Here is a 20,365-nt window from a genome sequence, read left to right as displayed (position 1 = left end):
ATGCGCGTATGGGTACTTGGATTGATCTTGGCCATCACCGGCTGCGGCTATGCACCGGCATCGTATTATGCAAAATCGGTGGTAGGTGAGAGTGTGAGCACCGACGTGGTGATCTCAATGGAAGACCCTCAAAATACGGTCCTGATCAAAGATGCGGTGGATCGGGCGGTGATTACAAAATTTCGGACGGCGTTGAAATCAAAAAATGAAGCGCTGACCCATCTGAAAATCGCGGTCTCTTCGGTTGCTTTTACCCCTTTGCGTTACGATACCAACGGCTATGTCGTGACCTACCGGACAACCGTCAGTATGAGTATCGATAAAACGCTCAACGGGGAGAAGAGTACCTATACGACGCACGGAATTTACGATTTTGATATTGAGCCCAATTCGATTATCTCCGATCAGTCCCGATTTGAAGCCATTTCTCAGGGGGCCCAAAAAGCGATTGATACGTTTGTCGCCGAGGTTTCCGCTCAGGGTGCCCGATTGTCTAAGGAGTAGTGGATGACCATTAACCAAATTATCCGCAATACCATTGAGCGGCTCAAATCCGAGGGGAAAGTATGGACGCCCGATGCGTATGCCGAGGCATTTTGTATCGAAGCCAAAAAAGCGGGTGTCACGGTTGAAGATTGCAGCGGCATTGACCGTTTTCTCCCCCTTTTCGACAAAAAAACGGTCGATGAAATTAAGCAATACCGTGTAAGAACATCCGCCGAACTGATCCGTTTTTTAATTTCCAAACTGAACCGCCTGAGCCCGAACGAGGCATCGATGCTTCTTGAACAATTGTGCGATTTGTCCAAAAAAATGGCGCAAAGTATTGATATTCTTCACAACCCCGAAGCATCCGCTCTGGCAAAAAAAACCATTACGGTATTGGATGCCAAAGCGGGCGTTAATCAAATCGATTATTTGAAACAGGCATGGAACAATTTTTTATCCATTTACGATGACACTTTTTTACGAAAGTTGGCCCCTCACGGCGAGGTGGATACCAACAATCTGAAAAAAACGATTGAAGGGTTGAAATTCGAAGCCGCCCCAGAAACGGCCGACGTTAACGCCAAAATCGTCCGTATGCTGATCACCTCTTTGGTCCCCTCGATTGCACCGAGTTTGAACGAAGAAGCCGCGCAGCTATCGAAAAAATTGAAAGAAAATCCGGAGTACGTATCGGCAGATTCGTTTGAAAAAGAGGTTAGATCCGCCATTATGATGCGAATTGCCCTTGACAAACGGAGCGTTGAAGAGATGGTGCATGTCTTGGATCAGCTACTGGGAAAATTATCGATCCAATTGATCGATCTGATTGAAAAGAGTGAAAATTCGACGAGTGAAATTCAAAACGTAAAACGTGATCTGGAAGCATTGGAGGGGAATAAGCCGGGTGATTTCAAGAGTGCCCATAAGCGGCTTTATGTGATCGCCAGTGCATTGGAAGAGAAAGTGGAAGTCTTGAGCCGGGATCTTAAGGTACATAACAGCAAAGTAACCGAAATGGGTGAACGGATCACGACGCTTGAAGCGGAACTGGCGCATGCGACACAGGCTTCTCGTGAAGATTTTTTGACGAAACTTGCCAATAAGCGGGCGATTGAAGAGCAGATGATCATTAAGGATGCGGAATTCAGCCGGTATGAGCGGGGGTTTTGCATCGCGATGTTTGATTTGGATTATTTCAAAGCGGTGAATGATACCTACGGACACGAGGCGGGGGATTCGGTGTTGATTGCTTTTGCCAAAATTCTCAAACAAGAGGCGAGAACGAGTGATGTCGTCGGGAGATACGGCGGCGAAGAGTTTCTCACTATTTTAGGGGATACCGATATCGAGGGGGGAAAAATATTTTGTGAAAAAGTGCGTTCCCATGTCGAGTCGGCCCATTTTATGTATCAGGGAAAACGGATCGAGGTGACGGTGAGCGGCGGTGTCGCCCAGCGCGGCGATTATCCCTCCCTTAAAGCGCTTGTCAACGGGGCGGATGAACGGTTGTACGATGCCAAGAGAAAAGGGCGTAACCGCATCGAACCTGCATGAATTTAGATCAATTTTTAGCCAAGAAGCCCCTTTATTACGATGTAATCGATTACGGAAGGTTCCCCGGAGCCTATGAATCGCTTCGCCCTTTTTTGACGTTGCCCAAAATCATCCACATCGTCGGTACCAACGGCAAGGGGTCGACCGGACGGTTTTTAAGCCGTGCGCTGCAGCGTACCGGAAAAAAGGTTGGGCACTACACTTCACCGCATATCCTGCGGTTTAACGAACGGATATGGATCGACGGCGAAGAGATTTCCGATATTCTTCTCGAAACGTCCCACCAAAAGCTGCTGAGCGTGATGGACTCTGCAATCGCAGAGTCTTTGAGTTATTTCGAGTATACGACGCTGGTTGCGATGATCGCATATGAAGGGTGCGAATACGTTGTTCTGGAAGCGGGACTGGGCGGGGAATACGACGCCACCAACGTTTTTGACAAAATACTCTCCGTTTTTACCCCGATCGATTTTGATCATTCGACATTTTTGGGAAACACCATCAACTCCATCGCTTCGACGAAATTGCGCAGTATGGAACATACCGCCTTACTCGGAAAACAAAAACATCCCGAAGTCGAAACGATTGCAGAAGCTATTGCCGAGGAAAAAGGGTGCCGACTGCACCGTGTTGTAGAGATTACAAATCCGGAAGATCAGAATCTTGCATTGCAGCTTGCCTTAAAAAACGGTCTCAGCGACTATTTGCGCGATAATCTGGAATTGGCGATGGCCGCTTACACCCTCTTGGGATATGAAGTGAAAGAGGATATGTTTGACCAAGAAGCCCTTTTCGGAAGATTGACCAAAATCGCCCCGAACGTGACGCTTGATGTCGGGCATAATGCTCTGGCAGCTGCGGCGATTGCCGAAGCGTATGCGGGAAAAAAGGTGACGCTGGTCTACAACACCTACCGTGACAAGGATTATGGAGAGATCCTCTCGATCCTCTCCCCGATCATCGAATCGGTGGAGATCATCGATGTGAATGAAAATCGGATCGTGCAACGCGAGTTTCTGGAAAAGGCTTTGAACGATTTGGCGATTCCGTACAGAGGATTCGAAGCAATAGAGCAAGAGAAAGAGTACCTCGTCTTCGGCTCTTTTAGCGTGGCCGAAGCGTTTTTAAAGAGGGTAAAATAAGTTGTCTCTTTCTCGTTCCCACTTTCCAAGTGGGAATGCAGACAAATGCTATACTCTCCCACTCAGGAGAGTGGGAGAAAAATACCGATGAAAGGAAAGCGTGAGCAAACGATGGGAGAGGAAGAACTAAATGAGCAGTTATCTTAACAATACAATAAATTTTAGTATACATTTAGTTTATAGAGACTATCATTACATCGATAGAGCCTCCCAAGCCTCTTTACAATGCTCACAGGGGGAGGACTATAAATGACCTCAGATCTTCCTCAATCGTATAACAAATCCTTTAAAACCATAGATGAACAAATCGAACTGCTGAAATCTCGCGGTATGTTGTTTCGTGATGAAGATCAGGCAAAACATTATCTGCTCAATCTGAACTATTACCGCCTAAGCGGATACTGGCTCCCGTTCAAACAACCGGATGATAGTTTTGAATCAAACCTCTATTTCGAAGATATTATCAATCTCTATCTCTTTGACAGTGGTTTAAAAGGGTTGTTGTATCAGGCATTGGAAACGATCGAAATATCGGCGAAAACCAAGTTTGCGTATTATCTTGCCCAAGCGCATGGCCCCCATCCGCTCAAAACGGAAAACTTTACGAATGGGTATTATTTCGCTCAATCGTATGCAAAACTGCAATCGGAGATAGAGCGGCAAAAAGATCGGAATTTTATCAAACATTACCGTGAAAAATACGCAGAGGAACTTCCTCCGCTGTGGGTATGCGTCGAAGTGATGACTTTCGGATTGCTCTCGCAGTTGACGAAAAATATTAAAAATACCAAAGTCAAAAGAGAAATCGCACGATGTTATGATTTGGACATGAAAATTTTTGAATCGGTACTGTACCATCTCTCAACTATCAGAAATCACATCGCCCATCATAGCCGGCTCTATAATCATACATCCGAAATTACGTTTGGTATACCGAAAATTTTAGAGAATCAGTGCAATAAAAATTTGTTGGGATCGATTTATAACACGATTGTCATGTGTGACTATATTTTAAAGAAGATAGAGCCAAATAGTGTATTAATGAAAGATGTATTGGAATTGGCAGATAAACATCGAATCAATAAAAGTATGATGGGGTTCACAAATTATCAGGTGAAAATTTAAAGTTAGAGAAAACGAGGCTGAATTAAAATGAGCAAACGATTTGAAAAAAGATTTTGACTAACAAGCGAAGAGGAAAATAATGTCACAAGAACGGTTTTATGAATATCTCAAAGCACATGGAAAAAAGCGGTGCGACATTATTATCTGCGAAGATGCCAAAGAGGCCTCCGAACTTGCCGATGTTGCCCGTTTTTTAGAGATTGAGTCCATCGTATTTCCCGATTTTCGTGCGATGTATCTGGACGATCTCCGTCCATTTGGCGAAGAGCTGTTTGCCCTTTTCGGAGCACTCCGTCGCTATTACGGCAGTGCCAAAAAACCGTTGGTCATTTCACCGCTCAAAACCCTCCTCTATCCGCTTCCGAATGCAAAACTGCTTCAGAGTACGACGATCGAATTTGCTTCACGCATCGATCTTGGCAGTTTTAAAGAGATGCTGCACCGCTGGGGATATACGTTTGTCGATATGGTGGAGATGGAGGGGGAGGTGTCGCACCGTGGCGATATTTTCGATATCTTTATCCCGACGCATGAGCATCCCTACCGCATCAGTCTGTTCGACGATGAAGTGGAGGAGATCAAAGCGTTCGACGTCGAGACACAGCGGACCGAAAAAGAGGAATTGGTCTCCATCGAGGTGACCAGTGCCTTTTTCTCCCTCGACGAAGAGCAGTTCAATCGGTTTGAGAAGGCGATTGCTGCGGCGCAGAGCGACAGTTTTGTCAAAGATATTGCCTCTTTGGGACTTTGGGTCATGGGAGAGGAGGGGGTTGATTTTACCGACGGCAAATCGGTCCTGCGGATCCGGGAGATGAAAGCGCTGTTGGACGAATCGTACGGGTCGAATGCCCCTTTGTTACCCCGTGAACGGCTCGAAGCAGAGGTGATCCCCGAAGCGCTAAAATACCAACCGCTCATTGCCCCGAATCTCGACATGCTGCGAAGCGTCCATAAAAATAAAAAATTTACCCTGATTGCCGCAAGCGACGCGCAAATCAAAGGGGCGGGAATTTTTGATCTGCAGGGGTTGAATGTCCGAAAATCGGGGATCGTCCTCAACCTCGTCGGTCCCGATGAGGTGATTGTCTCTCTTAATCGCCACGAAAAAAAGCGGCGCCGCCGAAAAACGACGATTCTTCTCGATGATATCAAAGTGGGGGATTACGTCGTCCACGAAGAGTACGGCGTCGGGATATTTGACGGGGTAGAACAGGCGGAGATTCTGGGGGGGATCAAAGATCTGGTCGTCATCAAATACATGGGGGACGACAAACTTCTCCTTCCGGTGGAAAATCTCGATACGATCGACCGCTACATCGCTTCGGGTTCCCTTCCCGTACTCGATCGATTGGGGAAAGGGAGTTTCGGTAAGCTCAAAGAGTCGGTTAAAGCCCGATTGTTTGAGATTGCTTCGGAAATCGTCGGTGTCGCCGCGAGTCGTGCATTGCTCAAAGCGGCGGTGATAACGGTCGATGCGGGGGAACTCAAGCGGTTTCAAGCCGGGGCGGGATTTGAGTATACCCCCGATCAAAGCAGCGCCATCGACTCCATCGTCCGCGACCTGAGATCGGGGCAGATTATGGACCGGTTGTTGAGCGGGGATGTGGGATTCGGCAAAACCGAAGTGGCGATGAATGCCATTTTTGCGGCGGCACGGGGAGGGTATCAGTCGCTTCTCGTCGTCCCGACGACGCTGCTAAGTTCACAGCATTACCAGTCGCTGAAAAACCGTCTGGCCCCGTTTGGGCTGCGAATCGCGAAACTGGACCGCTTTGTCAGCACGAAAGAGAAAAATGCGGCGCTCAAAGCATTCGCGGCGGGGGAACTCGACTGTATCGTCGGGACCCATGCCCTTTTCGGGGTGAGCTGTTCGACGCTGGGGGTGGTAATAATCGATGAAGAACACAAATTCGGGGTGAAGCAAAAAGAGAAGCTCAAGAGTCTCTACGAAAACGTCCACCTCCTCTCCATGAGTGCGACCCCGATCCCCCGTAGCCTCAATCAGGCCCTCAGCTCGATCAAAACGATGTCCGAACTCCTCACCCCTCCTTCCGAGCGGCTGGGGGTCCGGACTTTTGTAAAAAACTACGACGAAAAGCTGATCAAAGAGGTGATTTTACGCGAACTGCGCCGGGGCGGGCAGGTGTTTTACGTCCACAATTCGATCGATTCGATGGTGATCAAATCGGGAGAACTCAAAGCGATCCTCCCCAATCTCCGGATATTGATCCTCCACTCGAAAATCGGTGCCAATGAAACCGAAGAGGAGCTGGCAAAATTCGCCAACAGAGAGTACGACGTCCTGCTGGCCACCTCGATTATCGAATCGGGAATCCACATGCCCACCGTCAACACGATGATCATCGACGGGGCAGACCGCTTCGGAATGGCCGATCTGCATCAGCTGCGCGGACGGGTCGGACGGGGGCATACCGAGGGGTATGCCTATTTCATCGTCGATGACAAGGATAACCTCACCGAAGAGGCGAAAAAACGGCTTGTCGCCCTCGAATCAAACTCTTTTCTCGGAAGCGGTTCGATGCTGGCGTATCACGATCTTGAGATCCGGGGAGGGGGGAACCTCGTCGGAGATGCCCAAAGCGGTCATATCAAAAACATCGGCTACAGCCTGTATCTGCGGATGCTGGAGGATGCGATCAAGATTCTCACCAATCAAACGACCGCAGTACGGGCAAAAGTGGATATTAAACTCACCGTTAGCGCTTTCATTAGCGACGAGGTGGTGAGCGAAGACCGTTTGCGCCTCGAACTCTACCGCCGTCTCAGCCATTGCGAGGCCCCTTCGGAAATTTATGAGATCGAAGAGGAGGTGGGGGACCGTTTCGGCAAATCCGATACCCCTACGAAGCAGTTTTTCGAGATCATGGTGATCAAACTCCTCTGCATCGAGAAAAAGATCAAAATGGTGAGCAACTACAACCAAAATATAACGATCGAGTATCAAAACGGCTCCAAAGAGACGCTACAGAGCAAAAGCAAAGACGATGACGATCTTATCGGGTCGGTGCTTCACTATTTGCGCACCGCGAAACCGAAGGGGTTCTAATGGGTTTTTGTCGTTATTATGATGCCCATCAATGCCGTTCTTGCACGTGGATCGATCTCCCCTACGCGGAGCAGTTGGCCCGTAAAAGTGAAAGTCTGCACCGGTTATTGGACCCATTCGCTCCGGAGAAATGGCTCCCTGCGGTTGCCGGCCCTGCAACAAAGTTTCGGAATAAAGCCAAAATGGTCGCTTTAGAGAGTGCCGAAGGGGTTATTCTCGGAATCAACGAAGAGGTGAGCCTGATCGGGTGCCCGTTGTACGATGAGGCAATGCAGCACGCCCTCTCCTTTATCCAGCAGTGGCTGAGGGATCTGGGGATCAAAGCGTATGATGTTCAAAAGCGTAAAGGGGAATTGAAATACGTCCTCTTGACCCGAAGTTCGGCGAACGGAACGATGATGCTCCGTTTTGTCTTGCGATCCCATGGAGTGATCGGCCGGCTTCAGCGGGCCCTTGATGAGTTGATGGCCGCATTTAGTGAGAGAGAGGTGGTGAGCGTCAATATTCAGCCGGTTCCGATGGCGATTTTAGAGGGGGAGGAGGAGATTTTTTTGACCGAAAAAACCCGTATCGAAGAGCGGCTGGGCGGTATTCCCCTCTTTATCCGTCCCAAAAGTTTTTTTCAGACCAACCCCGAAGTGGCGGGGAAACTCTATAAGCATGCGGCGGAGTGGATTGATGGGATACAGCCCAAAACTATCTGGGACCTTTTTTGCGGAGTGGGGGGATTTGCCCTCCATTGTGCTGCGCCGGAGCGTGAGATTATCGGAATTGAGATTGAATCCGAAGCGATTGCCTGTGCGCGCGATTCGGCAAAACTCATCGGATTTGAGAACATCCGGTTTGAGGCACTTGATGCGGTGAGTTTCAGTACCGATACGCACAGTAAAGCAGATGTGATTATTGTTAATCCCCCTCGCAGAGGGATCGGTGAGCAGTTATGCGAATGGGTGGAGAGCATCTCCCCCTCCCACATCCTCTATTCAAGCTGCAATGCGCTTACTCTGGCAAAAGATTTGGAGCGGTTGAGCTCGTATCGGTGTGTGCAGGTGCAGCTGTTTGATATGTTTCCCCATACGGAACATTATGAGGTACTGCTTTTGCTGGAAAAGCGGTGAGGGGATAACGTTTACCCTAACCCTTCATCGAAGGGGAGTGATCGTTACCGGGCCCAAAGAGGGTGCATGGCGGTATCGAGATAGGTGAGATAGAGGCGCACATCGAATTCGATCTGATGATAATGGGGTTCGATGTGGGTGCAGAGCTTGTAAAACGCTTTGTTATGCTCTTTTTCTTTGAAATGGGCCAGTTCATGGACGACGATCATCCGTAGAAACGGTTCAGGCACTTTTTTAAAAAGATGGGAGATTCGGATCTCGTTTTTGGCTTTGAGTCTCCCCCCCTGCACCCTCGAAACGAAGGTATGGGTCCCCAACGCCGACTGAAGATCACGGATTTTGGTGTCATAGTAGACTTTTGAGATCGGTGACGATTGGCGAAAATGGGTGTTTTTGAACCCTACGACGTAATCATAGAGGGTTTTGTCGGTAGCATAAGGGTGACATTCGGGATAACGGGAGAGGATATACCCCCCCAACGTCTCTTGATCGATCAATTGCCGCACCTGATGCCGTATCTCTTCGTTGTAGTGGTGTAAATATTTGAGTCGTTGCATGTGCAATTGTAATACAGGTTCACTGTGCTTTATATTTACGATTTTTTTTGCCAAATTACTCAAAGAGACTTAAAATCGTTGATATTGGTGAGATTATTTGGATAAGATGTAGAGAAGGATGTCAATAAAACACTATAATAGGATGAAACGTTTTGTCATGGGGGGTGGACCTTGTGTCAAAAGGTCAGTAAAAATACATTAAATGGCCGTGATTGGGGGAGAAAGTTTTGATCCAACGTTTTGTCTTTTTTGCTTTTATCACCATAAGCCTTCTCTTCAATGCATCGTATGGATCTTCGTATGATGAGAATACCTTAGAGATTTTTTCAAAAATAATTCCCCGTTTTGTCCTGATGAGCTCCCAGAAAAACAGCATCCAACATCAGCTTAATATTTGTATTGTACATGAGAAGCTGGATGAAAGAGATGCTTATGCGCTCATTCAGAAAATCCGAAAAAATTATCCTTCCGGCATTAAAAACTATCCGATTGAATTGCTTATGAGTGAATATAATAATATCGAGGTATGCCGGAAAAGCCAGATTGCGTTCATGTTTGACACCGATTTGCGGACAATAACCGCTACGGTCCATTATTTGAATAAAAACGGGATATTTTCAGTCTCTTATAATCCGAATTATCTTGAATATGGAGTCGATTCTTCCCTTTTTCTCGGAAGACAAGTGACTCCCTACTTCAATATCGGCGCACTGCAACAAAGTAGAATTGAACTGGACAATGCATTGGTCCAAATATCCAAAATCTATTCGAAAGGAGATGGCCGATAATGCGAAATATCAGTATAGAGATAAAAATGATTTTCGGTGCTATCTTTTTCGCATTGTTATTGGTAGGTTTGGAGCGGTACGAATTTTCTCAGAATCTTGTGGCGCAGTTTCTGGAATCCAAAAAAGCGAAAAACAAACTGCTGATCGATACGATTTCACCTGTCATCGGATTGAATATTTCTTTGGGACTGGAGAGTGCAAATCAGGAGTATCTGACAAAGATTGTCAAACAAAATCCGGATTTACTTCGGTTTGACCTCACCGGAGCAGACGGTCAAATGCTTTACCACCATACGCAGGGGGGACTGATAGCGTCTACACCGCACATTGACGGTATCTATCATGCAGTCGAATCGATCAAAGATCCGGTAACCGGTGAAAAAATCGCAACCGTTTCTCTCTTTTTCGATCATCATGAATATCAGGTTATGCTTCAAAAAAATCAATACGTTTCCATTAAAATTTTTGCGATTGCTTTGATTATTTTGGCCGGGTTTATCTTTTATATTCGAAAAGAGTTCACGTTTTTGAAAAAGCTGAGTGAAAATGTCCTACAGTACGATCCCTATAGCAACCATTTTGCCCTGACTAAAACCGATCGAAAAGATGAAGTCGGAATTATCCATAACGCTATTGTCGGGATGGTGGAGAATATCAATACCTTTACCGTCATGCTAGATGAGATTAATAAATCTTTGGCGTTAAAAGTCGAAGAACGGACCAAAGAACTTCAGGACGCAAACTTGAAACTTCAGGAACTTTCCACGACGGATCCTTTGACACAGCTTCCGAATCGAAGGCATCTTGAGAATCATCTCCAGAAGATATGGGAGCTTGCGAAGCGTAATTCGGTCAATATCTCGATTATTATGTCGGATATTGACCATTTTAAGCAGGTGAATGATATCTATGGCCATATCATTGGGGATTTTGTACTTAAAGACGTCGCACGGATCATTCAGTCATCGATTAAGAGAAGTACCGATTTTATTGCGCGATACGGCGGTGAAGAGTTTATTATCGTTTTGTATGATACGGATCTTATGGGGACGGAAGAGCTGGGCCGTACGATTCAAAATAACCTTAAAGCGGCAAATGGATTTGAATATCATGATGTGAAATTGAAACCGGTGACCATGAGCTTCGGGATAGGAAGTATCGTGCCGAATGAGATGAGTGAATATCATAATTTAATCAAGCTGGCAGACAGGGCTTTGTATCAGGCAAAAGAGAGCGGACGCGATCGTATCGTATCCGTCGGAAATTAACTTAATACCTGATGTTAAAAAAGCCAAGCAGTTGGCTTTTTTGACGCTTTTCACCCATACAACCCCCTAAAGCTACCCGTATCTTTCGGATACGGGAGATTACTAACCTTTTCGCACTTCTTTAGACAAGGTGCGTAAGATCTCAGTTATTACCCGGAAAGTCAGTCTAGGATCGCGGGAAGGGACACTGCGCTCATAGGGCTTACGAGACCTTTGGCAATCTTGTTGTATAGTTTCATGGAGTTGAGTATGCTTGAGCACTTAAGCTCACCTTGCTTAGGGCGGATATTTATAATAAGGGATGAGGGATGGAGCATACCAAAATTGATGAACTGGTTGCTAAAATCAAAGTGCTTGAAGCCGAACTTGAATCCGAACTGCACAAAGAGTATGAAACGTTTACCTGCGAAATCACCAAAAAGGGTGAAGAGATCCTCGCCTCGTACCGTCGTGACCGGGAAGGATTGCTGCGTTATCTGCTAACGACGCCGGCCCTCCACCTCCTTACCGTCCCCTTTATCTGGGCCTGCCTGATTCCGGCTCTGTTTTTAGATGGTGTGGTAACGCTTTATCAGGCGCTCTGTTTTCCGGTGTATAAGATTATTAAAGTAAAGCGGAGCGATTACATCATCATCGACCGTCACCGTCTGGGGTATCTGAATGCGATCGAAAAGCTCAACTGCCTCTATTGCGGCTACTTCAACGGGCTGATGGGCTATGTCAGCGAGATCGCGGGGCGGACGGAGCAGTATTGGTGCCCGATCCGCCATGCATCGCGGGTGAAAATCATGCACAGCAACTACAAAAACTTTTTTGAATACGGCGACAGTGACAGCTACCGCAAAGGGCAGAAAAAGCTGCGTGAAGAATTACAGGAGGAGAAGAATTGAAACTAGCCTTTATCGGGGATATCGTCGGCCGTCCGGGACGGGTGATGATCAAAGAGCATCTTAAAAAACTACGCCGCGAGCACGCTATCGATTTCGTCATCGCCAACTACGAAAATGCTTCCCACGGCTTCGGGCTGACCGTCAAAAATGCCCATGAGCTGCTGGAGAGCGGGATCGACTGCATGAGCGGAGGGAACCACACGTGGGATAAAAAAGACATCCTCCCCCTCCTTGAGTCGCTCCCCCTGCTGCGTCCGCACAACTACCCCGAGGGGGTTCCGGGGAGCGGATGCCGCATTTTCGACGTTGCGGGAGAGAAACTGGCGGTCCTCAACATCATGGGGCACTACGGGATGCCCTACGTCGATAACGCGTTCCGCTGCGCCCGCGACACCGTTGCCCAGCTTAAAGCAGAGGGGGTAAAACACATCTTCCTCGATTTTCACGCCGAAGCCTCCAGCGAGAAGCGGGGGATGATGATGCTCCTCCAAGGACAAGTGAGCGGCATCATGGGGACCCACACCCACGTAGGGAGCGACGACTTGCAGATTGCTCACGGCACGGCGTACGTCACCGACATCGGCCTCTCCGGATGCCGCGACAACGTCATCGGGATGGATGCCAAAGTGCCGTTGGAACGGTTCCTCACCGGTATGGCCGGACGGTTTGAAGTCCCCGAAAAGTGCCGCAAGATTCTCCAGATCGCCATCATGAACCTCGAAGAGGGGAGATGCACCGAAGCGTTCAAGCTCAAAATTTTCGACGACGGCAGAACCATCCGCACCGATGCGTGGAGAGAGGGATAAGGTGGAGCTGCACGATTCGTGGGAGCTTTTTTGCGCATTAGAGCGTCTTAAACTCCTCGAAAACTCCCCGCCGCTATGGTGGCCCGCCTACGGCACTTTTGAGGTGGTCGTCGGTGCCCTCCTCACCCAAAACACCCAATGGTCTCGGGTCCAAATCTCTCTCGATCATCTTCGTAATAACGGACTCTTATCTCCTGATGCTTTAGCTCATTGCGATGTTGAAGTACTGATGGAGCTGATCCGTCCGAGCGGATTGTTTAAAGCCAAAGCTTCCAATCTCATCCGTTTGTCCCATAACATGATCGAGGATTTCGGCGATTTCGAGACTTTTTCACTCAGCGTAGATCGTGACTGGCTGTTATCTCAAAAAGGGATCGGCCCTGAGACAGCGGATTCCATACTATGCTACGCCTGCGAGCGTCCTGCTATGGTCGTTGATAGCTACACGGCGCGGCTGTTAAACGCGTTTGGGTATGAGTTCGAGAGTTATGATGATATGAGCGAGTGGTGCGAAGCAGGGGTGAGAAATTCTTTTGATGAGGTACAGCTCCCTGCCGCGTTTGCGCGGTTTCACGGGATGATTGTGGAGTATGTGAAGAGCAATTGTAAGGGGAAAGCGGTCAATGTAGAGCGGATCAGCTCGACCATTTAACCTGCGGTTCGACGTGTCGGATGGCACAGTCGGTTAGATACGAATTCATCAGCGTTTGATACGGTAATCCCGTTTTGAGGGCAAGTTGTTTGAAATACTCTATCGTCTCTACTTCGACATTGAGCGAAATCTGTTTTTTTACCGCTTTGGCATAGGGATTTTGGACGGATTGTGAAAAATCGTATTCTTCTCTCATTGTAATAGCTCCTTGTATTGGCGTTCTTCGTTTTTGGTCGATCGTCTGGCGGATATGATCCGTATTATTCCCTCTTGATCTCTGTAGCAATGGACTACCGCTAATATTTTTAGTGTATAGCTCATCCCCAACAAGATAAATCGTTCTTCTTGTTCCGAATGGTCAGGATCGGGAATCATACGGGCAAAATCATCATCAAATACCGTTTTGGCTTCTTCAAATGATACGCCGTGTTTGGTGATATTTGACGACGCTTTTGGTTCGTCCCATTCAAATTTTAACGATTTCATATAGATACTATAATGATAATATCATGATTTGTCAAGATATTTTTATTTTGTTTTGTACTTCCCACCGCGTTTGCGCGGTTTCATGGGATGATAGTGGAGCATGTGAAGGGGAATAGTAAGGGGAAAGAAGTTAAAATTAGTACACTTTCAAATAGCCTTTAAGATTAAAAGAGTAGATTAAATTTCCCCCCACATTCCTCGTCCTGAAAAATCTCCCCAGAATCCTGAAGAATCAATCAAGTTATTTTTTTTCAATTCTTCAGCTAATTCTGTTGCAATATCAAAAATTGTGTTACTAAAATCATCTATAACTTCACTGAAATTTAATAGGCTCATAAAATCAATATTCAAATCATATTTATGGGAGTATCTTTCTTGCATGGCTTTCATCAATGCGATGTAAGCACTATCCGTATGAAAAAGCTTTCTGCCTATTTCTAATTTTATTGATGCAGTATCTAAACATGAACCATGAGATAATAAATGCCTTACAGTATAGAACTTATCAATAAAATCTAAATCATTTTTTTTCATATTAAGGACGTCAGTGATTTTTTTGTGAAAAAGCTTTTGAAAGTACTTTTTGAATTCAGCAAATGAGCTTATTCGTAATATTTGTTGTTGATATTCTTCGATAATACTTTTTATATGCTCAGGAAGAGAGGTTGTTTTTCCAATTTTTCTAAGTAGAATATTTTCTAAAAAACCTTCAAAAAAACTTGTTGTGTTTAGGATGATAGAAGCATTTAATGCCATTACTATTTGCCTTTTTGACTCATAGTCATCCATACCTTTTGCATCTTCTCCTTTTATGCTAAAAGTATGCTCATCATTCCCAAATGACATATATAAATCAGGGCGTAAAGTATGTAAAACTTCTACATGACGTTTAAATAATAAAAACGTACAATATTCTTCTTGTTCTATTTTACTGAGATTCATTATATACCTTTGAAGAGAATAAGTGAAAATTATTTTATCTGACTTTTTTCAAAATTGACTAAAATATCTCTTTTACCCGTTCCACTTCCTACGCCTAATTTGACAAAATACAACGAGATAAGATACTATCAGATAAATTATCGGAAAGAGGACTCATGAGAGGTTTTGTTTTTTTAGTGGCGATTATTTTTTCAAGCAGTGTGTGGGGTCAGGTGCTTTTACTTCAACCCTCCAGCAGGATGCCAATCGACACCTATCAAGTAGCCGCTAAAAACGTATCGGTACTATCAACCCTAAAAGAAAAAAATATTCACATTGTTTTGCGGAACAAAGTGGACGAAAATACAAGCTCCAACAGTCTACTATGCCGAGGATGGTTTCCTATCGTTACAACGCAATCCGAAACATTTGAGAGTGTAATCGAAAAAGCATTTTCACAAGAGTTGGCGCAAGGGGGGATTTTATCTGACAAAGACGGAGTAGTTATCTCTATAGCCGTCCTTTCGCACCTCTATTTGAATAATTAAAAATCCCTATTTTACGGGGTTTTATGAACTGATTTTAAATTTATGAATAGGAACATTGGTTTTAATCTGCATACAAATTTACTTGCTTGAATAGCTTTGCCATCTATTGACTCAATAAGAGATCAATATGATCCTGAATAAGCTCTTAAAAAAATGAACTTTTTCTCTGAAATTACATGAAAACAGCTCTTTATCGGCTAAAAATACGCAAATTAATTCAAAGAATTGGGTGCGAAAGGACGGCTATAGATAGCATCAAAACCAATTTCAATACGGTCGGCACAGCCACATGGGAATATGAAATGACCCTCTCAAACAATAATAAAAGTGAAACATTTTCTTACAAACACGAATACGGTACATACTTTGTTGCGGCAAATGTGTGCAATGCGACAGGACAAAACTTTACACGAGGGATCGAGGCATTTTTAAAATCCCTCTATAGTGATCCTCGCTTTTTGGCTCTATTGCAATAAACATCTATACTTCGAAGTGAATGACATAGGAACTTAGTGAAAATAAATCTTTTTAAAACAGCGTTTTACACAGCATTTTTAGGTATCGAATATCTCGCCATTACGCCACAAAATATCGAAATGGTAGCGAGCTTTTGGGATAAACAAAACCACCTTATCGCTTTTTTTACCCTCTATGTATTGTTAAGTTTGGCATATACACATCTATCCACACGCGCGAAAAGCGCTCTTTTGCTACTCGTCGGTTTCCAAATCGAGATAACACAATACTTTATCCCCAATAGATTTTGTTCTCTCATGGATATTGTCGCAGATTGTATAGGGATTGTGATCGGGATCGGAGTCTATAAGCTCATCATAAAAATCAAAACACCTCTTTAACTCGTTCCATTTCCCTGCTCATCATTCCCATTTCTCCGTTTGTGCTATAATTTCCATAATGAATTTACAAGGAGTATAAAATGCGTACACTGACACTTAAAATCAGTGATGATTATTTTGATCGATTTGTCGCATTTGTGGATATGCTCCCGAAAAAAGCGGTAAAAATCGCCGAAGATAAAAAATCCCAAGAGATTGAAACTCTGCAAAATAATATCAAAGAAGCTTTTGAGGATGTCAAAGCCGGACGGGTAAAAAGTATCCGAACGATAAAGTGAAAAAACTCTCCTCCGTCGTTATCTTTGAGACCGAAAAATTTTCCAAATCCGTAAAAAAACTCAAAAAACGATTTCGACATATCGAAGATGATTGTGCGAAGTTTGTCGACAATATCGAGCATGAAGAAGATTTAGGGGTTCATTTGGGTGATGGAGTGTATAAAGCGCGCATTGCCAACTCAGACAAAAAAAGTGGCAAAAGCGGTGGCTATCGACTCATCACCTATTTCAAACTCATCGATAATGAACTCTACTTATTGTTTATCTATGATAAATGTGATTTCGAAAATCTCAGTGAAAATGAGATAGATGGGTTAGTATTGGCTTCATTGAAATAGCATTAAACACCTCTTTAACCCGTCCCGCTCCCCTGTGGCTGGAACCGCATTTGCATACCCTGAGGGATAACCGTTCAAAGGGGAAACATGACGATCGACGTCAATTTATACCGTGCCGATGCGGAGTTCATCGATAATCTGGAGGATATCATCGAAGAGTCGATGGTGCAGATGTTTATTCTCCACCCTTCATCGCTTGTCGAGATCGATGAGACCAAAGCGCTTGCGGAAGAATACGGGAGTCTCTTCTACTCCGTTCCGCTCCATTTGCGCGCTAAAGCGGACAATCGCTGCGTTGCGTTCTCGATAAAAAGTGAGGAAGACGGTGGACTCCTTCCGATTTCCGACAAACCGGTTGTCATTGACGAATCGGTGCTGAATGAGGGGCTCATCGCTTTGTTGGGCGAATGCCGGGGGATCATCCTCAATGCGACGCAGGAGTACCCCGCATTGCCGAATTTTTTGCTCGCCATGGGTGCGGGCAATGTCGGGGCGTTCGATACGGAGGTGCTCAGTGCCATGAGTATGGATCAAATCGTATTGCAAAGCACCTACCCCGATCACGGGTTTGAGGGGATCACGGAGTGCGTGAAAGTGATATCGAACGCGATGTTTCGGCCGGAGCAGAGCATCATCGCCCGCGCGACGAAAAGTTCGCTCGAACTGTTCGGATTTCGCAAGCGGTAATCTCCATTACCGGTCCCTATTTAATCGGCTTTATCAGCAAATGACTCTTCGGAAGCATGAACGATACGGTTTCGTCCCGTTTTTTTGGCTTCATAAAGGGCTTTGTCCGCGATAGAGAGGAGATGTGCGCAACTGTCGGGTTGTTGGGGGATCATCGTCACGATGCCGATACTGATTGTAACGTGATCGGAGATCGGTGACGCTGCATGGGGAAGATGCAGCTGATTCAGATCCTGTCGGATCCTTTCGGCTATCAGGCGTGCCTGCCGTGCGTTTGTGTTGGCCAGTATCAGGGTGAACTCTTCGCCTCCGTAGCGTGTCATCATGTCGCTGGATTGGCGCGCATTGGATTTAAGAATGGTGGCGATTTGGACCAGACACTGATCCCCCCGTTCATGCCCATAGGTGTCATTGTATTGTTTGAAGTAGTCCAAATCGATAAAAATGAGTGAGAGAGAGTGCTGATCTAGAAAATGTTGATTCGATGCCATCCTGAGATATCGGTTGAGTGAACGTCGGTTATGGAGGCCGGTCAGTTCGTCCGTGTCGGCAAGTTCCAACAACCTTTTGTTGTATTGGGCCAGTTTTTCCGCCAGCTGTTCATTTTCGAACCGCAATCGGAGCGAGTGTGTCAGGCGGTTATGGTATTTGAGCGAAGAGATATACATCAATGCGGTATATATGATGAAGAGCGTCAAGAGGGGATAAAACCCCTCATCCGTTTGGCTCAGCATAACGTACATCAGGCTAAAAACCAGCGGGAGGTAGAACGCGGGGAAAGCGATAAATACGGAGGAGTTACTGTTTAAAGCACCCGCAATAATGCCGGTAAAGAGGATAAATAACATCACCTGATTGGGGGCAGGCCAGGAGGGATCGTAAAAAAATGCAAGCATACTCCATAGGCATCCGGAGAGAAAGGTCCCCAAAAGATAGATATTTTTCCATTTATTGAAGGTGTCGGGATTCTCAAAAGAGATTTGGGTAAAGCGAAAATTGGCGATAAGGCGGATAACGGAGAGGAGAAAAAGAGCAGTGAACCAAAGGGAGAGGAGAAGATGATCCGCTACGTTCCAGAACATAATTACACTGACACCCGCCGCCACTATCCCCAATATCTGGATCGTATTTCCTTGATGGTAGAGGAGGCGAATCTGCTCTGCTGTGACGGCAAAATCACCCTTTTCGGGAAGAAGATATCGGAACAAATCGCTTACCTTTTTCATAACTGCAAGTCATTTTTTAATGGAGCGGTTATTGTAGCGAAAATGGGGTGATTAGGGAAAAAAAAGTAATTTTTTTGTGATTTATGTTGCTCTCCGAAAAAAAAGAGGGTGCAAACCAAATGCAAACCGTAAGATAGCTATAATTTCAAAAAAATTAGGAGAATGGATGCGTTACGTGATGATCTCACTGCTTACGGTTGTTATACTGGGAGGGTGCAGTGCAAAAGAGTTTAATCAAGGGGTGAGCGAAGGGTTCGATGATGTGAAACGGGTGATACGCGGAACGAATAACTAAGTGATGTTACGCACTTTTCGCTCATAGCCCGGAAAGTGGCAGGGACGGCCCAGCCGGCACTTCGTGCATCGGCTCCTAAGCTAAAAAAGCCAAGCAGTTGGCTTTTTTGACGCTTTTCACCCATACAACCCCCTAAAGCTTCCCGTATCTTTCGGATACGGGAGATTACTAACCTTTTCGCACTTGTTTAGACAAGGTGCGTAAGGTCAGTAACTAAGCCGGAGCTTAGAGCGGTTCCCCGCAGATAAAGATGATCCGGTCTCTAAACGCGATAATTGTTTGTGCTTCAAACGTTTTTTCCAGCTGAACGATCCCCTCTTCGATCTCTTCATCGGTAAAGTTCTGAAGATTGGACATAAAACGGTTTCGTAGCATACCGTACCACCGCTCTTTGGAGATACCGAAGGAGAACTCCTCGGTGCGTGAAAAGGGGCGTAGGCCGGCATCTTCAAGCTCTTTTTCAAGCGATTCAACGGAAGGCTGCCCTTGGGCAAATCGCTCTAATGCCGCAGTAAAAAACGGCAGAGGGGTATTTTTCGGACGGGTAACGATCAATACCCTTCCGTTTTCGCAAAGCTGCCGTTTAATCCCTTGAAATAAAGCTTTTCTCTCTTCAACAAAATGGATCATCTCTTTGAGGAGGATTTTGTCGTAGCGGATTTCGCTTGTGCAAAAGGATAATGCATCGGCATGTACCGGTTTGAGATGATCGGATTCTTCGATTTGAGAGAGCATCTTTTTTGATGGTTCAACACAGAGTGCAGGGCTTTGCAGATCCGCTTTTTTGGCGATGAGTCGGGTGTAGGATCCCGTTCCCCCTCCCAGATCGACAAAACATTCATCGGAGCGCAAATCCAGAACAGAGACAATGGTTTCGCTCATCCAGTTTCGATAATCCGGGGTCATTTGCCAAAGGCCGTTAAATTCATCGGCGATGGTGTCAAAATGGTTAGCTCTATTCTGCATCATAGATAAATTTGAGCGCTTTTACGCGGGGCGCTTGAGGGTTTGAGTTCCAGAGAACTGCGTTGTTGCCGTTTCGGTGCGGGGACATGGGTTTCGCTCTGCATCCCCACCATTTGGGCCAGTACGGCAATCGTCTCCATCATTGCGCTGGCTTGGGCGTTGAGCTCTTCGGCGGCGGCCGCCGCCTCTTCGGAGTTGGCGGCCACTTGTTGGGTCACTTGATCCACTTGTCCCATAGCCTGATTGATCTGGTTCATCCCCTCTGCTTGTTCACGGCCGGAGATGGAGATCTCACCGATCAGGTCGG

Annotated in this window: 24 protein-coding genes and 1 pseudogene; 18 read left to right on the top strand and 7 right to left on the bottom strand. The window is 45.9% G+C overall.

What is annotated here, in order from left to right; genetic code table 11:
- From lptE to rlmC, 6 genes are all read left to right on the top strand, one after another.
- A complete protein-coding gene (gene lptE, locus M0P91_RS07575) occupies window positions 1-504 on the top strand; it encodes an LPS assembly lipoprotein LptE (protein ID WP_295066163.1) in 504 nt (167 codons plus the stop codon).
- Between the two features lie 3 nt (window positions 505-507).
- Complete coding sequence (locus tag M0P91_RS07570) at window positions 508-2,043, top strand: GGDEF domain-containing protein (RefSeq protein ID WP_295066162.1); 1,536 nt, start codon at window positions 508-510, stop codon at window positions 2,041-2,043.
- Entirely contained in the window at window positions 2,040-3,185 is a 1,146-nt protein-coding gene (locus M0P91_RS07565; RefSeq protein WP_295066161.1) for a bifunctional folylpolyglutamate synthase/dihydrofolate synthase, read from the top strand. The genes M0P91_RS07570 and M0P91_RS07565 overlap by 4 nt, the downstream gene beginning before the upstream one ends.
- Window positions 3,186-3,434: 249 nt before the next feature.
- The gene (locus tag M0P91_RS07560; protein WP_295066160.1) at window positions 3,435-4,310 is read left to right on the top strand and encodes an Abi family protein; all 876 of its coding nucleotides are present in this window, start codon (window positions 3,435-3,437) and stop codon (window positions 4,308-4,310) included.
- Window positions 4,311-4,389: 79 nt separating this feature from the next.
- The gene (locus tag M0P91_RS07555; protein ID WP_295066159.1) at window positions 4,390-7,377 is read left to right on the top strand and encodes a DEAD/DEAH box helicase; all 2,988 of its coding nucleotides are present in this window, start codon (window positions 4,390-4,392) and stop codon (window positions 7,375-7,377) included.
- On the top strand, window positions 7,377-8,495 hold the full coding sequence (rlmC, locus tag M0P91_RS07550; protein WP_295066158.1) for a 23S rRNA (uracil(747)-C(5))-methyltransferase RlmC: 1,119 nt from the start codon (window positions 7,377-7,379) through the stop codon (window positions 8,493-8,495). Before M0P91_RS07555 ends, rlmC begins: the two co-directional genes overlap by 1 nt.
- 44 nt (window positions 8,496-8,539) lie before the next feature.
- Here rlmC and M0P91_RS07545 read toward each other — a convergent pair whose 3' ends face one another.
- Complete coding sequence (locus M0P91_RS07545; RefSeq protein ID WP_295066157.1) at window positions 8,540-9,052, bottom strand: YgjP-like metallopeptidase domain-containing protein; 513 nt, start codon at window positions 9,050-9,052, stop codon at window positions 8,540-8,542.
- Window positions 9,053-9,279: 227 nt separating this feature from the next.
- Here M0P91_RS07545 and M0P91_RS07540 point away from each other — a divergent pair, with 227 nt between their 5' ends.
- The 5 genes from M0P91_RS07540 to M0P91_RS07520 all read left to right on the top strand — a co-directional run bounded on the left by M0P91_RS07540 (window position 9,280) and on the right by M0P91_RS07520 (window position 13,456).
- On the top strand, window positions 9,280-9,840 hold the full coding sequence (locus tag M0P91_RS07540; RefSeq protein ID WP_295066156.1) for a hypothetical protein: 561 nt from the start codon (window positions 9,280-9,282) through the stop codon (window positions 9,838-9,840).
- Window positions 9,840-11,108 carry a GGDEF domain-containing protein gene (locus M0P91_RS07535; protein WP_295066155.1) on the top strand — a complete coding sequence of 423 codons (1,269 nt, stop codon included), beginning with the start codon at window positions 9,840-9,842 and terminating at the stop codon, window positions 11,106-11,108. The genes M0P91_RS07540 and M0P91_RS07535 overlap by 1 nt, the downstream gene beginning before the upstream one ends.
- A 308-nt stretch (window positions 11,109-11,416) precedes the next feature.
- Window positions 11,417-11,998 carry a hypothetical protein gene (locus tag M0P91_RS07530; protein ID WP_295066154.1) on the top strand — a complete coding sequence of 194 codons (582 nt, stop codon included), beginning with the start codon at window positions 11,417-11,419 and terminating at the stop codon, window positions 11,996-11,998.
- Window positions 11,995-12,804, top strand: a complete 810-nt coding sequence (locus tag M0P91_RS07525) for a TIGR00282 family metallophosphoesterase (protein ID WP_295066153.1) — start codon at window positions 11,995-11,997, stop codon at window positions 12,802-12,804. The genes M0P91_RS07530 and M0P91_RS07525 overlap by 4 nt, the downstream gene beginning before the upstream one ends.
- 1 nt (window position 12,805) lies before the next feature.
- A complete protein-coding gene (locus M0P91_RS07520) occupies window positions 12,806-13,456 on the top strand; it encodes a 3-methyladenine DNA glycosylase (protein WP_295066152.1) in 651 nt (216 codons plus the stop codon).
- Here the strand turns inward: M0P91_RS07520 and M0P91_RS07515 are convergent.
- The 3 genes from M0P91_RS07515 to M0P91_RS07505 form a co-directional block, all read right to left on the bottom strand.
- Window positions 13,440-13,652 carry a BrnA antitoxin family protein gene (locus M0P91_RS07515; protein WP_295066151.1) on the bottom strand — a complete coding sequence of 71 codons (213 nt, stop codon included), beginning with the start codon at window positions 13,650-13,652 and terminating at the stop codon, window positions 13,440-13,442. The two genes, M0P91_RS07520 and M0P91_RS07515, sit on opposite strands and share 17 nt — an antisense overlap.
- On the bottom strand, window positions 13,649-13,942 hold the full coding sequence (locus tag M0P91_RS07510) for a BrnT family toxin (protein ID WP_295066150.1): 294 nt from the start codon (window positions 13,940-13,942) through the stop codon (window positions 13,649-13,651). The genes M0P91_RS07515 and M0P91_RS07510 overlap by 4 nt, the downstream gene beginning before the upstream one ends.
- Window positions 13,943-14,119: 177 nt before the next feature.
- Window positions 14,120-14,884 (bottom strand): hypothetical protein, encoded by a 765-nt coding sequence (locus M0P91_RS07505; protein ID WP_295066149.1) that lies wholly within the window; start codon window positions 14,882-14,884, stop codon window positions 14,120-14,122.
- Between the two features lie 155 nt (window positions 14,885-15,039).
- Here M0P91_RS07505 and M0P91_RS07500 point away from each other — a divergent pair, with 155 nt between their 5' ends.
- The 6 genes from M0P91_RS07500 to M0P91_RS07475 all read left to right on the top strand — a co-directional run bounded on the left by M0P91_RS07500 (window position 15,040) and on the right by M0P91_RS07475 (window position 17,571).
- A complete protein-coding gene (locus M0P91_RS07500) occupies window positions 15,040-15,411 on the top strand; it encodes a hypothetical protein (RefSeq protein ID WP_295066148.1) in 372 nt (123 codons plus the stop codon).
- Window positions 15,412-15,587: 176 nt separating this feature from the next.
- Entirely contained in the window at window positions 15,588-15,887 is a 300-nt protein-coding gene (locus M0P91_RS07495; protein WP_295066147.1) for a hypothetical protein, read from the top strand.
- Window positions 15,888-15,923: 36 nt separating this feature from the next.
- Window positions 15,924-16,268 (top strand): VanZ family protein, encoded by a 345-nt coding sequence (locus M0P91_RS07490; RefSeq protein ID WP_295066146.1) that lies wholly within the window; start codon window positions 15,924-15,926, stop codon window positions 16,266-16,268.
- Between the two features lie 80 nt (window positions 16,269-16,348).
- Window positions 16,349-16,546 (top strand): hypothetical protein, encoded by a 198-nt coding sequence (locus tag M0P91_RS07485; RefSeq protein WP_295066145.1) that lies wholly within the window; start codon window positions 16,349-16,351, stop codon window positions 16,544-16,546.
- Window positions 16,543-16,884 (top strand): type II toxin-antitoxin system RelE/ParE family toxin, encoded by a 342-nt coding sequence (locus M0P91_RS07480; protein WP_295066144.1) that lies wholly within the window; start codon window positions 16,543-16,545, stop codon window positions 16,882-16,884. The genes M0P91_RS07485 and M0P91_RS07480 overlap by 4 nt, the downstream gene beginning before the upstream one ends.
- Window positions 16,885-16,971: 87 nt before the next feature.
- A complete protein-coding gene (locus M0P91_RS07475) occupies window positions 16,972-17,571 on the top strand; it encodes a hypothetical protein (RefSeq protein WP_295066143.1) in 600 nt (199 codons plus the stop codon).
- Between the two features lie 20 nt (window positions 17,572-17,591).
- Here the strand turns inward: M0P91_RS07475 and M0P91_RS07470 are convergent, their stop codons facing one another.
- Window positions 17,592-18,797 (bottom strand): diguanylate cyclase, encoded by a 1,206-nt coding sequence (locus tag M0P91_RS07470; RefSeq protein ID WP_295066142.1) that lies wholly within the window; start codon window positions 18,795-18,797, stop codon window positions 17,592-17,594.
- 166 nt (window positions 18,798-18,963) lie between these two features.
- Between M0P91_RS07470 and M0P91_RS07465 the strand changes: the two genes are divergently transcribed.
- The gene (locus tag M0P91_RS07465) at window positions 18,964-19,092 is read left to right on the top strand and encodes a hypothetical protein (RefSeq protein ID WP_295066141.1); all 129 of its coding nucleotides are present in this window, start codon (window positions 18,964-18,966) and stop codon (window positions 19,090-19,092) included.
- A gap of 225 nt (window positions 19,093-19,317) precedes the next feature.
- Here M0P91_RS07465 and M0P91_RS07460 read toward each other — a convergent pair whose 3' ends face one another.
- Window positions 19,318-20,061: a methyltransferase domain-containing protein gene (locus M0P91_RS07460; RefSeq protein WP_295066140.1), complete on the bottom strand. Its 744-nt coding sequence runs from the start codon at window positions 20,059-20,061 to the stop codon at window positions 19,318-19,320.
- Window positions 20,058-20,365, bottom strand: a pseudogene (locus tag M0P91_RS07455) (chemotaxis protein); the annotation flags it as partial. The pseudogene M0P91_RS07455 and the gene M0P91_RS07460, both read right to left, overlap by 4 nt.

Source organism: Sulfuricurvum sp., assembly GCF_023229695.1.
Classification (GTDB): domain Bacteria; phylum Campylobacterota; class Campylobacteria; order Campylobacterales; family Sulfurimonadaceae; genus Sulfuricurvum.
Note: the sequence above shows the minus strand (reverse complement) of the source record. Positions and strands in the feature narration are given on the sequence as shown.